Source organism: Mesorhizobium sp. WSM3866 (assembly GCF_002294795.1).
In the GTDB taxonomy this organism is placed as follows: Bacteria; Pseudomonadota; Alphaproteobacteria; order Rhizobiales; family Rhizobiaceae; genus Mesorhizobium.
Genome location: NZ_NSGC01000003.1, coordinates 437,170 through 451,897 on the forward strand (window position 1 = coordinate 437,170; position 14,728 = coordinate 451,897).

General features: G+C 63.0%; 14 protein-coding genes and 1 tRNA gene. 7 read left to right on the forward strand and 8 right to left on the reverse strand.

The genetic code is table 11. From position 1 onward, the window contains the following. Positions 1 to 4 precede the first annotated feature (4 nt). The 3 genes from rfbC to CK222_RS10155 form a co-directional block, all read right to left on the reverse strand. The gene (gene rfbC / locus CK222_RS10145; protein WP_095800261.1) at positions 5 to 559 is read right to left on the reverse strand and encodes a dTDP-4-dehydrorhamnose 3,5-epimerase; all 555 of its coding nucleotides are present in this window, start codon (positions 557 to 559) and stop codon (positions 5 to 7) included. Next, complete coding sequence (gene rfbA, locus CK222_RS10150; protein WP_095800341.1) at positions 552 to 1,442, reverse strand: glucose-1-phosphate thymidylyltransferase RfbA; 891 nt, start codon at positions 1,440 to 1,442, stop codon at positions 552 to 554. The genes rfbC and rfbA overlap by 8 nt, the downstream gene beginning before the upstream one ends. A 212-nt stretch (positions 1,443 to 1,654) precedes the next feature. Next, positions 1,655 to 2,245, reverse strand: coding sequence for a biotin transporter BioY (locus CK222_RS10155; RefSeq protein ID WP_095800342.1), 591 nt, complete (start codon positions 2,243 to 2,245; stop codon positions 1,655 to 1,657). Between the two features lie 200 nt (positions 2,246 to 2,445). Between CK222_RS10155 and CK222_RS10160 the strand changes: the two genes are divergently transcribed. After that, entirely contained in the window at positions 2,446 to 3,354 is a 909-nt protein-coding gene (locus CK222_RS10160; RefSeq protein ID WP_095800262.1) for an MBL fold metallo-hydrolase, read from the forward strand. A 1-nt stretch (position 3,355) separates the two neighbouring features. Here CK222_RS10160 and CK222_RS10165 read toward each other — a convergent pair whose 3' ends face one another. Then, positions 3,356 to 4,141, reverse strand: a complete 786-nt coding sequence (locus CK222_RS10165) for a DUF1499 domain-containing protein (protein WP_095800343.1) — start codon at positions 4,139 to 4,141, stop codon at positions 3,356 to 3,358. 79 nt (positions 4,142 to 4,220) lie between these two features. Beyond that, positions 4,221 to 5,849 carry a fatty-acid--CoA ligase gene (locus tag CK222_RS10170; protein ID WP_095800263.1) on the reverse strand — a complete coding sequence of 543 codons (1,629 nt, stop codon included), beginning with the start codon at positions 5,847 to 5,849 and terminating at the stop codon, positions 4,221 to 4,223. A gap of 196 nt (positions 5,850 to 6,045) precedes the next feature. Between CK222_RS10170 and CK222_RS10175 the strand changes: the two genes are divergently transcribed. Both CK222_RS10175 and CK222_RS10180 read left to right on the forward strand, forming a co-directional pair. Further along, the gene (locus CK222_RS10175) at positions 6,046 to 6,402 is read left to right on the forward strand and encodes a hypothetical protein (RefSeq protein WP_066997860.1); all 357 of its coding nucleotides are present in this window, start codon (positions 6,046 to 6,048) and stop codon (positions 6,400 to 6,402) included. Positions 6,403 to 6,561: 159 nt separating this feature from the next. Then, complete coding sequence (locus CK222_RS10180; protein ID WP_095800264.1) at positions 6,562 to 6,951, forward strand: DUF427 domain-containing protein; 390 nt, start codon at positions 6,562 to 6,564, stop codon at positions 6,949 to 6,951. A 77-nt stretch (positions 6,952 to 7,028) separates the two neighbouring features. Here the strand turns inward: CK222_RS10180 and CK222_RS10185 are convergent, their stop codons facing one another. The 3 genes from CK222_RS10185 to ppdK all read right to left on the reverse strand — a co-directional run bounded on the left by CK222_RS10185 (position 7,029) and on the right by ppdK (position 11,837). Beyond that, positions 7,029 to 7,775 (reverse strand): polysaccharide deacetylase family protein, encoded by a 747-nt coding sequence (locus CK222_RS10185; RefSeq protein WP_170950236.1) that lies wholly within the window; start codon positions 7,773 to 7,775, stop codon positions 7,029 to 7,031. 152 nt (positions 7,776 to 7,927) lie between these two features. Then, positions 7,928 to 9,031 (reverse strand): glycosyltransferase family 9 protein, encoded by a 1,104-nt coding sequence (locus CK222_RS10190; protein ID WP_066997866.1) that lies wholly within the window; start codon positions 9,029 to 9,031, stop codon positions 7,928 to 7,930. 121 nt (positions 9,032 to 9,152) lie between these two features. Then, positions 9,153 to 11,837, reverse strand: a complete 2,685-nt coding sequence (gene ppdK / locus CK222_RS10195; protein WP_095800265.1) for a pyruvate, phosphate dikinase — start codon at positions 11,835 to 11,837, stop codon at positions 9,153 to 9,155. 218 nt (positions 11,838 to 12,055) lie between these two features. On the opposite strand from ppdK, the gene CK222_RS10200 reads away from it, so the two are divergent. From CK222_RS10200 to CK222_RS10215, 4 genes are all read left to right on the forward strand, one after another. Beyond that, the gene (locus CK222_RS10200) at positions 12,056 to 12,400 is read left to right on the forward strand and encodes a VOC family protein (protein ID WP_066997872.1); all 345 of its coding nucleotides are present in this window, start codon (positions 12,056 to 12,058) and stop codon (positions 12,398 to 12,400) included. A 171-nt stretch (positions 12,401 to 12,571) separates the two neighbouring features. Then, positions 12,572 to 12,646 (forward strand) — tRNA-Gln (locus CK222_RS10205). A gap of 359 nt (positions 12,647 to 13,005) precedes the next feature. After that, positions 13,006 to 13,953, forward strand: a complete 948-nt coding sequence (locus CK222_RS10210; RefSeq protein WP_095800266.1) for an ABC transporter substrate-binding protein — start codon at positions 13,006 to 13,008, stop codon at positions 13,951 to 13,953. Between the two features lie 131 nt (positions 13,954 to 14,084). Then, positions 14,085 to 14,720, forward strand: a complete 636-nt coding sequence (locus tag CK222_RS10215) for a TetR/AcrR family transcriptional regulator (RefSeq protein WP_066997878.1) — start codon at positions 14,085 to 14,087, stop codon at positions 14,718 to 14,720. Positions 14,721 to 14,728: the final 8 nt, after the last annotated feature.

Below are 14,728 nucleotides of genomic sequence, written 5' to 3' on the forward strand. Positions count from 1 at the left end.
TCTCTCACGCAAACACCTCCGCCGTGGCGAGCAGAGACGCCTTGCGATCCTTGTCCGAAAGCTGGAATCCGCCTGGGATCGCCGGCCATTCGATGCCGATTTCGGGATCGTCGAAGCGGATCGACCTGTCATGCCCGGGCGAATAGGTGTCGGTCACCTTGTACAGGACTTCCGTGTGCGGAACGAGCGTGACGAAGCCGTGCGCAAACCCTTTCGGCACCAGGATCTGGTTGCCCTTCTCAGCCGATATTTCCAGCGCCACCCACTTGCCGAACGTCGCCGAGGAACGGCGGATGTCGACCGCGACATCGAAGACGCTGCCGCTTATCACGCGCAGCAGCTTATCCTGGGCGCGCGGCAGCAACTGGTAGTGCAGTCCGCGCAGCACGCCGGCGGCCGCGGAATAGGAGTGGTTGTCCTGCACGAAGGCGAGATCGATGCCGGCCTCGGCGAAACGCCCGGCATTCCAGGTCTCGCTGAAAAAACCGCGCGCGTCGCCGTGCCGCTTGGGCACGATCTCCAGCACGCCGTCGAGGCCGAGCGGCCTGACCTCAAGCAAACCGTTCCTCCGTCAGGTCGGCGGCCCGCTTGCGCAGATAGGCAGCGTACTCATTCTTGCCCAGGCGCGCGGCGCGCTCCAGAACCTTTTCAGCGTCGAGCCAACCCTGCTCCAGCGCTATCTCCTCCGGGCACGCGATCTTGATGCCTTGGCGATGCTCGATCGTGCGCACGAAAGACGATGCTTCGAGCAGGCTGTCATGCGTGCCGGTGTCCAGCCAGGCGTAACCCCTTCCGAGGCGGCGGACATGCAATTCACCACGCTCGAGATAGACATTGTTGACCGCCGTGATCTCGAGCTCGCCGCGCGCCGAAGGGCGGATCGTGGAAGCAATGTCGACGACATCATTGTCGTAGAAATAGAGACCGGTCACGGCCCAGTTGGACTTCGGCTTTTGCGGCTTCTCCTCGATCGTCAAAGCCTTGCCGGTGACCTTGTCGAAGGAGACCACGCCATAACGCTCCGGATCGTCGACATAGTAGGCGAAGACCGAGGCGCCGCCATCACGCGTCGCTGCCTCGCGGCAGAGTTGCGACAGGCCGCCGCCAAAATAGATGTTGTCGCCGAGGATCATCGACACACTGTCCCTGCCGATGAAGTCGCGGCCGATGATGAAAGCCTCGGCAAGACCATTCGGCTGAGGCTGCTCGGCATAGGAAAGCTCTACACCGAATTCGGAACCGTCGCCCAGCAAAGCCTGAAAGACCGGCAAGTCACGGGGAGTTGAAATGACCAGAATCTGGCGAATTCCCGCAAGCATCAGCACGCTCAGCGGGTAGTAGATCATGGGTTTGTCGTAGATCGGCAGTATTTGCTTAGAAACCGCTAATGTTAGGGGATAGAGGCGTGTTCCGCTGCCGCCGGCAAGGATAATTCCTTTCAACAAGCTCTCCTTGAACTACCGCGGCCCCCGCCTCGACGCCAAGTTGCCCGTGCTTATGTTTCGGGCACAGGCTTGTCAATTGTCGGCTTGATTTCTTCCCCGACGCTATTTCACTGCTTTCTACATCCGGCATGCGGCGATTGCGAGCGAATCCGGCGCAAAAGGGGCCGGCCGGCGCCAAGCGCCCACCGGCCCTTGTCATTTGGTCGCAATCAGGAGCGCTTGAGCAGCGCCCAGACCGCCGGCACGAGGCTCGCGGCCAGCGCCACCTTGATCAGGTCGCCGGCGATGAACGGCACGACGCCGAACTGCCAGGACTTTTCCGGTCCGATGAGCGCCGCCAGCCAGGCAAAGCCCATCGCCATCATGACGATCTCGGCGGCAAGCATGGCGCCGAACAGCTTGAAGGGGTGGCGGTCCCAGCCGCGGTCGGCGGCCCAGCCGGCGATCGCCGCCATCACCACGAAGCCGGCAAGGTAGCCGCCGGTGGAGCCCAGCATATAAGCGATGCCGAGGCCCTTTTCCGGCGTGCCCTGGAACACCGGCAAACCAAAAGCGCCCTCGGCGAGGTAGAGAAGGAGCGTCGCGACGGCAAGACGCATGCCGAAGGCCGAGGCGATCAGCAGCACCGCAAGCGTCTGCAGCGAGATGTCGACCGGGCCCAACACCACTTTCGTCTTCGCCGACAGGGTGAGCAGGAGGGTTCCTGCAAGCGCCAGAAAGAGCTGGCTGGCAAGCCGGGCCGCGCCCTGGTCGGGCAGAGCGAGAGAAACGAGCGGGCGCATCGTGGTTGCAGTTGCCATGGTCTTCCCCATCGTGGCTGATTTGCTGGCTTTGAGGCGCGTCGCGGAGAAACGAGTTCAGGCGGCGCGCTTTAAGATTCGTCCTGATGCGTGTCGTTCTCCCAAGACTGCTGCGCAGTTTTGGGCGACATGCATTGATTTTCCTATATTGGCTTCGGCAGGATGCGGCAATCATTTTGCCGCGAGCAGCAGGACCCGGCATGACGCTTGAATTCGACGCACGCTTCGCTCCTGCCTATGGCCAGGCGGTCACGGTCGCGCCGGACGTCCAGCGCGTCACGGCCAGGAATCCGAGCCCGTTCACCTTCCACGGCACCAACAGCTACCTCGTCGGCCGCGACACGCTGGCAGTGATCGATCCAGGTCCGGACGACGATGAGCATCTCGGAACGCTGCTCACGGCAATAGGCGGCAGGCCGGTCAGCCATATCTTCGTCAGCCATACCCACCGCGATCATTCGCCGCTCGCGGCGCGGCTGAAAGAACGCACGGGCGCTCCCGTGCTCGCCGAGGGCCCGCATCGGCCGGCGCGGCGGCTGCGCATCGGCGAGATCAATCCGCTGGATGCCAGTGCCGATTTGGGCTTCGTGCCCGACTTTGCGCTGGCGGACGGCAGCCTTACCCATGGCGACGGCTGGGCGATCCGCACCGTGCTGACGCCAGGGCATACCGCCAACCACGCGGCCTTTGCGCTGGAGGGGACAGGCATCCTGTTTTCGGCCGACCATGTCATGGCCTGGGCCACATCCATCGTGGCGCCGCCCGACGGGGCGATGGCCGACTATATGAAATCGCTCGACCGGCTGATCGAGCGCGACGACCGCCTGCTGTTGCCCGGCCATGGCGGACCGGTGACCGCGCCGCGCAGCTTCATGCGCGGGCTGAAGTCGCATCGCAAGATGCGCGAGCAGGCGATCCTGGAACGCATCCTGAGCGGCGACCGAACCATCAAGGAGATGGTCGCGGCGATCTATCGCGACACCGACCCGCGGCTGCACGGAGCAGCCGGCCTTTCGGTTCTCGCGCATCTCGAGGACCTGGTGGCCCGCGGTCTCGTCGCCAGCGAAGGCGACCCGGCGATCGACGGGATTTTCAGGCCTGCCGGTTGACTCACTCGGCCGGCGCCGCGCCGACCTGGCCGGCGACCTCCTGATCGAGCTCGGCGAGGAAATCGGTGATACGGGCGGCATTGTCGCCCAAGTCATGACGCCCGTAGCGCGAGGCCGAACGCATGTCGACGACGACCGAATCGCCGTCGTCGGCGACGCGGATGGCCACATCTGCCGGCAGGCCGAGCACCAAGCCCCTGGCGACCGCGGTGATCGTCGCCTCGCTCTGGCCGTTGATGTCGGGATAGGGCGCGGTCAGCTGCCAGTCCCGCCGGTCGAGCACGGTCTCGACAGCATCGACCACGGTTTCGAAGGGCAGGTTGTAGCTCCGCCCGCTAACCAGCGGATATGCTTCCGCCTGCAGGCTCTGCTCGCCGGGCGTCGGCGGTGACAGCGCGTTCATGTCGCTTGTCCGGTCGCTGGTGTCGAGCGCCGGCGGGTCGTCGACGTCGGTCGAAATGTCGCGCAGCGGCGGATAGATGGTAGCCCAGTAGGCGGCGACACCGAAAGGCGCAAGCACCAGCACTGCCAGCAGGGCGCCGACGCTGAGATCGCGGCCGCCGCGGTCGCCGAAATTCCACAGCCTCGACAGTGCAAGCCCGGCGAGCAGCAGCGCGAGCGCCGCAAGCAGCGCAACGAGCGCCAGCACCCACAGGAAAGGCGGGGTGTCGACAAAGTCGAGCCGGTAGCCGGCAACGACGGTCAGCAAAAGGACGAGCGAGAATGCCCCGATCCGCCGCGACCAGCCGGCCGCCCTCGACGTCTGCCGTTCAGGAATTGTAGCCATCGTCTGCCGCATTACCCCAGTCCGCATCGAGACTTAGAGCTTTTTGCGCCAGCCTTGAAGCCGAAAGATTTAACAATCCTCAATCCGTCGGCAGCCGATACTCCTTGAATTGCTGGCGCAAGGTGGTCTTCTGGATCTTGCCCGTCGCCGTGTGGGGAATCTCGCCGACGAAGGCGACGTCGTCGGGCATCCACCACTTGGCCACCTTGCCGCTCATGAAGGTCAGGATATCGCTCTTGCTCGGCTCCTTGCCCGGCTTGCGCACGACCACCAGCAGGGGGCGCTCGCCCCATTTGGAGTGCGGCACGCCGATGGCGGCCGCCTCCGCCACATCGGGATGGCCGACGGCCAGGTTCTCCAGATCGATGGTGGAGATCCACTCGCCGCCCGATTTGATGACATCCTTGGCGCGGTCGGTGATCTGCATATAGCCGCTGGCGTCGATATGGGCGACGTCGCCGGTGTCGAACCAGCCCTCGGCGTCGAACTGCTCGGCGCCGACGCCGCCGTAATAGGCGCGCGCGACCGCCGGGCCGCGAACTTTCAGTCGCCCGAAGGTCTTGCCGTCCCAGGGCAGCGCGTTGTTCTCGTCGTCTGTCACCTTCATTTCAACGCCGAAGGGCGGGTGGCCCTGCTTGCCCTGGATATCGAGCCTGGCATCGCCGGTCAGCCCTTCATATTCCGGCTTCATGGTGCACAACGTGCCGAGTGGCGACATTTCGGTCATGCCCCAGGCATGCACCACCTCAACCGCGTATTTGTCCTGGAACTTGGCGGTGATGGCGCGCGGGCAGGAGGAACCGCCGATGACGACCTTGTTGAGATAAGGCAGCTTTTTGCCGGTCTCCTCGAGATATTGCAGCAGCATCATCCATACCGTCGGCACAGCGGCGCTGAAAGTTACCTTTTCGGAGTCGAGCAATTCGTAGATCGAGGCGCCATCCATCTTGCAGCCTGGCATCACCAGCTTGGCCCCGATCATCGGCGCGGCCTGACCGAGTCCCCAGGCATTGGCATGGAACATCGGCACGACGGGCAGGACGACGTCGCGCGTCGAAACGCCCATGGCATCGGGCATGGCGGCCATCATGGCGTGCAGCACGTTCGAGCGATGGCTGTAGACGACGCCCTTCGGATCGCCGGTCGTGCCCGACGTGTAGCACATGCCGGCAGCCGTGTTCTCGTCGAATGTCTTCCAGGCGAAGGCGCCGTCGGCCTCGGCAAGCCATTCCTCATAGGCGACAGCGTTCGGCAACGAGGTTTGCGGCATATGCGCCTGGTCGGTCAGCACGATCACCTGCCTGAGCGACCTGACCTGGCCGGCGATCTTTTCCAGCAGCGGCACGAAGGTCAGATCGACGAAGATCGCCTTGTCCTCGGCGTCGTTCATGATCCAGGCGATCTGTTCGGGAAACAGGCGCGGATTGAGCGTGTGGTAGATCGCGCCGATCCCCATGGTGCCGTACCAGGCCTCGATGTGGCGGGCGGTGTTCCAGGCAAGCGTTGCGATGCGGTCGCCGAGCCCGAAGCTGTCACGCTCCAGCCGCTGCGCTACTTTGAGCGCCCGATGACGGATGTCGGCAAAGGTGGTGCGCACGATCGGGCCTTCGATCGAGCGCGACACGACCTCGCGCCCGCCGTGCTGGCGTTCGGCGTGATCGATCAGCTTATGGCAGAGCAGCGGCCATTCCTGCATCAGTCCGAGCATCTCGGCTCCTCCCCTTTTTCGCGCTTTCGCGTCATTGTTTCACGCATTGTGGAATGATCCGGCGGATTGTCCAGCCACCATAAGTCCAAGGCGGTCGGATGGGCGGAATGACCCGTGAAACCCGCCATAATCCGGCCATCGTCGCCGTTAAGATTCATTAATGGGCTGGGTGAGATTGGCGAATGGAGAGATTCGCATGGACGTGCAGCTCGATGAAAAAGCCCTCGAAAGCACGCTTGCCGAAAGTCTGGACGATCTGACGCCGGACTCCAAAACCGTTTCCGACGATGAATTTGCCGAAGTCGTCGGCGGCGCGCTGGAGGCCGTCGGCGGAACGCTGCTGTTCAAGATGTGCGTCGAGAATGACGGCGAAGGCCAGCATGTCGCTGCCGCAAGCGTCGGCGACGGCGGCAACCGCCAGTTCCTGCTGCTCACGCTGCCGACCGCCGGCGGCGCGCTGAAGGTCGAGACAGCGGCGAGAAGCAGCAATCCGGTCGCCGGCATCGCTGCCGCCTATGCCGGCCTCATGGACGCATTCCAGGCCGCCGCCTGACTGTCGGCGCCGGTTAGAACACTATTTCGCCTGCACGCGATTTTGCGTCATCGCGCCGCCTTGCGCGAGGCGTCGGGCCGATCCACCTTTGACGGACGAGAGCGGTTCCGAACGGAAAAACCGCCACGCACCTTCCTCAAACTGCCGATGAGACCCGTCTTGGACAAGCGTGCCAACCCCGCCCCCGGCTTTCAGCGCAATCCCGACAAGGTGATAACGATCGAGCCTTATCGCGGCACCGTCACGGTCAGCGCCGGCGACGTCGTCATCGCCCGGTCTACCCGGGCCAGGCTCTTGTCGGAACCGCCCTACCCGGCGGTTTTCTATATTCCCTTCGACGATATCGATCTCAGCAAGCTCGCCAGGACCGAGCATTCGACGCATTGTCCCTACAAGGGCAACGCGAGCTATTGGAGCGTGCTGCCGGCCGGCGACAGCGGCAGGGACGCGATGTGGGCCTATGAGCAGCCTTTCGACGAAGTGGTCGAGATCCGCGATCACGGCGCGTTCTATACGAGCAAGGTGACGGTCGAGACTAAGCCGGAGTGATAGACTGCGGCGGAAAGCATCGCGGATCTCCGAGGTCGCTGAGCCTTCCAGCCGTCGTCATCAACCTCCGCCACGGATCAATCCGTGGTGCCGTCGTTGCCGACGTCGTCGGCGTCGTCCAGCCGAACGAAGGTCAGGCCCTTCTGCTTCAGGGCGAGCAGGCCCTGGACGACACCCTCGCCCGCGGCATGGGTCGGCTGGTTGATGTGAGCGATGATGACGTCGCCATCCTTGGCAGCGGCGATGCGCCGGGCGGTTTCCTTGGCGCCGAGCAGTGAGCCGCCGTCGCCATTGACGGAAAAGCCCGCGACCTTGAAGCCCAGCTTGCGGATCATGGCGATCGCCGACGGGCTGTATTCGGCGGTGGCGCCGCGAAACCATTTCGGCGGCGGGCCGCCGGCGCTCGCAAGCGCCGCGGCACCCGACTCGACCTCGGCCTGAACGGCATCAGGACTGCCGGCACTGCTGATGCCGTAGATCTTGCGGGGCGTGTCGACCGCCGGGATGTGGCGGCCACCGTGGTTTTCCAGTTCGAACAGATCAGGATGCGCGCGCATGATCCCGACAGCGGCGGCGTTGCGCTTCAGCCAGATGCCGGTGACGAAGATAGTCGCGGGAATTTTGTTTTCTACCAGGGCCGAAAGAATGCGCGTATCGGTCTTCCCGCCGCAGGCGTCCAGCGTGAGCGCGACACGGCCACCGCCGCCTTGCGGCGTCAGATGCAACGTCGGTTCGACCAGCGTCCCGGCATTGCCAGCCGAGACCACGACAAGCGATAGCGCGATCGCGCAAAGAGATTTTTGAAGCAAACCCGTCATTCCCATGCCCGGCCCGTCAAGCCGCTCAACCGCAAGATGGCGTCAACAAGACGCGCATCTAGGCGAAAATCGGAACGGTTCGCATCCGAAAAGCCACCGCGCGACAATTTGCATGGAGAGTAGCTGTAAAAGCTCAACACGCCGTTAGCAGACTTGAGCTAGACCGCCTGCTCAAGCGCCACGTCGGTACGCGCCAAAAGTTCGCGCACCGCCTCGACCACGGAATCCACTTCAAGGCGCCAGACACAGCATGCCTTGCTCGAATCGGTCCGACGGCACAGGTCGCCGCCGACGCAATCGCAGGGCATGGAGGGGCGCAACGAGATGCTGGGGACCCCGACCGGGCCCCATCGAACCGGATTGGTCCGGCCGAACAGACCGACGACCGGAGTGCCGGCTGCGGCCGCCATATGCATCGGGCCACTCTCATTGCCGAGGAATAACCTGGCCTCCTTGAGCAGCGCCAGCAACGTTTCGAGCGAGAGCGTGCCGACCAGATTGACGACCGGCGTTTTCGCTGCCGCCATGATCTTGTCCGCCGCCTCGTGCTCATCAGGGCCGCCGATCAGCACAGCGTCCAGGCCAGTTTCGGACGATATCCGTTCGATCGCGGCCGCAAAGCGCTCCGGCTGCCAGCGACGCCCGATGAAGCTCGCCCCCGCATGCACCGCCACGAAGGCATTTGGCCGCAAATGATGCTTGCTCAGCAAGGCGAGCGCTTGCGTCGTTTCGAAGGGCAGCGGACGGATAGCCGGTGCCCTGACGCGCAGGTCGACGCCGAGCACCTCGAGCGGCGACAAATAGCGGAAGAGATAATGTTTTTCGCCGAATCCGTACGGCTTCATCCTGACATTGGCAGGCTGGCGCTCAAGCCAGCGCAGAGGTCGCTCCGTCGGATAGTGGCCGACACGAATCGGGGCACGGACCAATCCGGACACCAGCCGCGAAGTCTTGGAATCGGTGATGTCGATGACCATGTCGAAGCGGTGCCGCCGCAAAGTTCGCACGACCCGGACAAGCTCGCGCCCGCGCTGGAGCGGCGTGCCGCGCATGCCGGCACGGCTGAACGAAACGACCTCCGCTGCGATGCCATGCGCTGTTAGAAATCCAGCAAACCTGGCATCGCACAGGAACACGACCTTCACACCTGGATATTCGAGCTGAAGGTTCTTCGCCAAGGCAGAGGCAAGCACGATGTCGCCTATGAACTTGGTCTGCATGATCAGGATCGATCGGAAAGAGGTGGGGGAAATCTGCAACATCTGTTTCACGCCCCGAGTAATTCGGAACCAGAAACTGCCCAGGAACGATGTCGAGATTGAGAACCAGCGCGCGCACGTTCGCGTGAGTTTCCATACGAAATCGTAAGATGGAGCGCGCCGTTCAGGCGCGCTTGGCTCTTCCCTTCGCGGCCTCCACGGCCGCCTGGGCCGCAGCCAGCCGGGCAATCGGTACACGGTAAGGCGAGCATGACACATAGTCGAGGCCGACCTCTTCGCAGAAGCGGATCGAGGCCGGGTCGCCGCCATGCTCGCCGCAAATGCCGAGCTTGATGTCGGGTCGTGTTCCCTTGCCCTTTTCCGCCGCAATCCGCACCAGTTCGCCGACACCGTCGATGTCCAGCGAAACGAACGGATCCTGTTCGATGATACCTTTCTGCCGGTAGGTTTCAAGGAAGGAGGCCGCATCGTCGCGCGAGATGCCGAAAGTCGTCTGGGTCAGATCGTTGGTGCCGAAGGAGAAGAACTCGGCCGCTTCGGCAATGACATGGGCGCGGATGGCTGCGCGCGGCAGCTCGATCATGGTGCCGGTAAGATAGTCGATCTTGGTGCCGGTCTCCTGCATGACGCTTTGCGCGACGGCATCGATGCGCGCCTTGACGTATTGCAGCTCCTTCACGAGGCCGACCAGCGGCACCATGATTTCGGGCACCACCAGCGCGCCGGCCTTGTGGCCGGCCTGAACCGCCGCCTCGAAAATGGCGCGTGCCTGCATCTCGGCGATCTCGGGATAGGAGACCGCCAGACGGCAGCCGCGATGCCCGAGCATCGGATTGAACTCATGCAGCGCCTCGGTACGCTGCCTGAGCTTGTCCGCCGGCACATTCATGGCGGTCGCGACCTCGGCGAGCTCGGCGTCGGTCTTGGGCAGGAATTCGTGTAACGGCGGGTCCAGCAGGCGGATCGTCACCGGCAAGCCCGCCATGATCTCGAACAGCTCGAGGAAATCCGAACGCTGCATCGGCAGAAGCTTGTCGAGCGCCGAGCGCCTGTCCTTCTCGGTGTCGGCCAGGATCATCTCGCGCATGGCGATAATGCGGTCACCTTCGAAGAACATGTGCTCGGTGCGGCAAAGGCCAATGCCTTCGGCGCCGAAGGAGCGCGCCATGCGCGCGTCGAGCGGCGTCTCGGCATTGGTGCGCACCTTCATGCGGCGCGCGGCATCGGCCCATTCCATGATGGCGGCGAAGTCACCGGACAGCTCCGGCTGCAGCATGGCGACGGCGCCCTTCAGCACCTGGCCGTTGCCGCCGTCGATGGTGATGATGTCACCCTTGCGGAAGGTCTGGCCCATCGAGATCAGCGTGCCGGCCTTGTAGTCGACTCGCAGCGAGCCGGCGCCCGAGACGCAGGGCTTGCCCATGCCGCGCGCCACCACGGCGGCATGACTGGTCATGCCGCCGCGCGTGGTGAGGATGCCTTCGGCGGCATGCATGCCGTGGATGTCCTCCGGGCTGGTCTCGACGCGCACGAGAATGACCTTGCGGCCTTGCGCCTTGGCATCCTCGGCCTCACCGGAGGAGAAGACGATCTCGCCGGTGGCCGCACCCGGCGAGGCCGGCAGGCCGACGCCGATGACGTCGCGCGCCGCCTTGGGATCGATGGTCGGATGCAGGAGCTGGTCGAGCGAGGCCGGATCGATGCGGGCAACCGCCTCCTCTTTCGTGATCAGCCCGTCTTTCGCCATCTCGACGGCAATCCTGAGCGCCGCCTTGGCGGTACGCTTGCCGGAGCGGGTCTGCAGCATCCACAATTTGCCGCGCTCGATGGTGAATTCGAGGTCCTGCATGTCGCGGTAATGCTTCTCCAGCCGGTCGGAAATATCGACGAAGGACTGGAAAGCTTCCGGCATCAGTTTCTGCAGCGAGGGCTTGTCAGAGCCCGCAGCGATGCGCGCGGCCTCGGTTATGTTCTGCGGCGTGCGGATGCCGGCCACCACGTCCTCGCCCTGCGCATTGACCAGGAATTCGCCATAGAGCTGCTTTTCGCCGGTCGAGGGATTGCGGGTGAAGGCAACGCCGGTGGCGGAGGTGTCGCCCATATTGCCGAACACCATGGCCTGGACGTTGACCGCCGTGCCCCAGCTTTCCGGGATGTCGTGCAGGCGACGGTAGGTGATGGCGCGGTTGTTCATCCAGCTCGAAAACACGGCGCCGATGGCGCCCCAGAGCTGCTCGCGCGGGTCCTGCGGGAACGGCTTGCCGAGCTCCTCCTCGACCTTGGCCTTGTAGAGCGCGATCACACCCTGCCATTCGATGGCCGTCAGCTCGGTGTCGAGCTCATGGCCGAGGCTCGCCTTCTGGTCCTCGAGAATTTCCTCGAAAACCTCGTGATCGAGGCCCATGACGACGTCGGAATACATCTGGATGAAGCGGCGGTAACTGTCATAGGCAAAGCGGGCATCGCCGGAATCGGCGGCAAGCGCCTCGACCGTCTCGTCGTTGAGGCCGAGATTGAGCACGGTATCCATCATGCCTGGCATCGAAGCGCGGGCGCCGGAGCGCACCGAGACCAGAAGCAGCTTCGACGGATCGCCGAAATTGCGGCCGGTGAGCCTGCCGATATGGTCGAGCGCCGCAAGGACATCCGCTTCAAGCGATGTCGGATAGGTGCGGCCGTTGGCGTAATAGGCATTGCAGACTTCAGTGGTGATGGTGAAGCCCGGCGGCACCGGCAGGCCGAGGCTGCACATCTCGGCAAGGTTGGCGCCCTTGCCGCCGAGCAGGTTGCGATCACCGGCTCGGCCTTCAGCGGCACCGTCGCCGAAGGTGTAAACCCACTTGGTCATTAATGCCCTCCAGGTCCCTTGGAAGATAAACAACACCCGGGCCAAGGCCCCGGTCCCCGCCCTTCCGATCCGAGCGATAAGATGCTGCATTGCGAAAGGCAAGCGCCGGCAAAGCAAGCGCCGCGACTACAATCGATTAAGCAAAAGCTGCGTCAAAAAGACTTGCCGGTGTGAGTTGCGCGAGATAGAACACAACAAGAACAAAGTGGAGTAGCGCGATGAAACTCGAGGGAAAACTCGACTATCTGGAACTTCCGGCCACCGGCGGCACGCTGGACAGCGTCAAATCCTTCTACAGCGCGGCGTTTTCCTGGTCTTTCACCGATTACGGGCCAACTTACTCCGCTTTTGCCGAGGGGCTCGACGGCGGCTTCCAGGCCGATGCGGGCGAAGCGCCCGCCAGACCGCTGCCCGTGCTCTATTCCGAAAACCTGGAGGAGACGCTGGAGGCCGTTGAGAATGCCGGAGGCAGCATCATCAAGCCGATCTTTTCCTTCCCAGGCGGCAGGCGGTTCCACTTCACCGACCCGGCCGGCAACGAGTTGGCCGTGTGGGGCGAATAGCCGGCAATTCCGGTCGCCGGATCGATCTCCCCTCCAGATTACGCCCGAACGCGGCGGCAATCCGCCGGCGCAGACATGCGGCAAGATTACTTTGGATGTCAGCGGTCCAAGCATTGAGCTTTCGACCGGCTCGTCCTATAAGGCCGCGCGCAGCGGGCACCGCCCGGCTGCTGGGGCGTCGCCAAGTGGTAAGGCATCGGTTTTTGGTACCGACATTCCCAGGTTCGAATCCTGGCGCCCCAGCCAACCATTTTTTATCTTTTATTCAATGATTTAGCTAAATCGATCAGGTCTTCGTCTAGGGCACTCGGCTAGGGCCTTGGATTGCGTGGACCGGCAGCAAGAATCTGGCGTCCGGAACTGGACTTAAGAGAAGCGGCGCCGTTTAGGACCGCTTCGAATTCACGATAGCATGTGCAGTATGGTGCCAAGGGCCGTAGCCCCTGTTGGCCGCTTTTCGCGATCGAGAGCACGCGGACCATTGTTCACGGTAGCTCAGTCAGCCGGGCTGCGAGGAAAAAAGCGCGGCCGATTGACATACCGCTTAGAATTCCAATACCTATAGTATTTAAACGCCCAGTGCTGAATACCGGCGGGAGGAGCCAATGGCCGAAAACACGACAGCTGATCCTTCCACGCCTGCCCAGCTTCGCCTCGCGGGCGGAGCGCAGGGATTCAATTGGCTTCCGGTCTTCCTTGCAGACGAGTTGGGATTATTCGGCAAGCACGGCATTGCCATCGAATACAAGCGCTTCGGCAGCGTCGACAAGGCAACGGGAGCTGTCCTTGAGGGTGAGGCCGACCTTGCGATTACGCCGCCAGAAGGAGCAGTCGCGGACTTCGTGAACGGTGGAGAACTGCGCATTGTTGCGGCCAATGCAGTGCGGCTGCCGATGTCTGTCGTGGCGCGGCCAGAAATCGCCACCCTGGCGGACCTTCGAGGAAAGAGGATCGGCACGTCCTCGCTCACCGAGGGTACTGCGATTTACACGCAGATTGTGCTGGCTTCCCAAGGACTGCACTACCCCGCCGACTACGAATTCGTGCTTGCGGGTATTCATACCAAACGGTGGGAGGCGCTGCAGGCCGGGCAAGTCGACTGTGCTCCCCAGCCCGCGCCGTGGAACTTCCTGGCCGAGGACCAAGGCTACAAGCTGATCGGCGAGGTCAATGAGTTCATACCCGAGATCCTCTTCACCGCGGTCATCGGCCGATCATGGTGGCTGCAAGCCAATCGAGATGTGGTCATACGCTTCATCAACGCCCTGATTGAGGCCCATGCGATCACCAATGAACCGGCACGGCAGGACGTAACATTGCCGATCTTCCAACGCATCACCACGCCGGAAAGCTCCACCCTGGCCAATCGTGGTCTAGAATACATGCGTGACATGGGCATGTGGCCGGACAAGCTGGCCGTGCCGGCAAACGCGTTGCGCACGACGATCGACCTGATGATCCGCGCGCATTTGCTCGATGAGGCCCTTCGGAGCCAAGCGCTGCACGCCTTCGATGCTTCTTACCTGGACGCCGCTTGCACCACTGTCGGCTGAACCCATCCTGCCGTGCACCAAAGCAATCCCGCAACTGACCCCTCACCTTCGCTTGCCCTTGGAGGTCGACGACCCTAAGTTGCTTGCTCAGATACGCTGGGTATCCCGATACGTTCATTGGATGATCAAAGATGGCGCGACTGACCCGTGAACAAAGCCAAGCCTTGACGCGCGAAAAGCTTTTGGCTTCGGCCAGCGAGATGGTGGCCCGAGACGGCTATTCCGGCGCATCGATCGAGCGGATCGCAGAGGAGGCCGGCTTCTCGAAGGGGGCCTTCTACTCCAATTTCACGAACAAGGAAGACATCTTCCTGCAACTGCTGGAGCGCAACGCCGGCGGAGATGTGGTCGAACTGACCGAAAGGCTTCGCAGCGTTGACGAGCCGAAGGATGTCATCGAATCCATTTGCGAATGGGCCAACCAACGCGCCAAGGACAAGCGCTGGGGAACGCTGGCCATCGACCTGCTGCGCATCGCGCGCCGCGACAACACGCTGGAGGATCGGCACCTGCGCCTGTTCAGGGACCAGTGGGAAGGGCTGGGCAGGCTGTTGTCGGAGAAGCTGTTTCCGTATGGGGATGCGGAACCCCGGCCACTCTATGTCGGCGGTATCGTCCTCGAACTCGTCTATGGCGGCATGTCGAGTTTTATGGACGACAGGGCGCCCGGCGAAATGGTGCGGGTCGCGCTGACGTCGATGCACGAGGCTCATCTTTTTAGGCATAAGAACGGAAAGGCTGTGCGCAAGCGGACTGCAGCGTCCTGACGCGAACT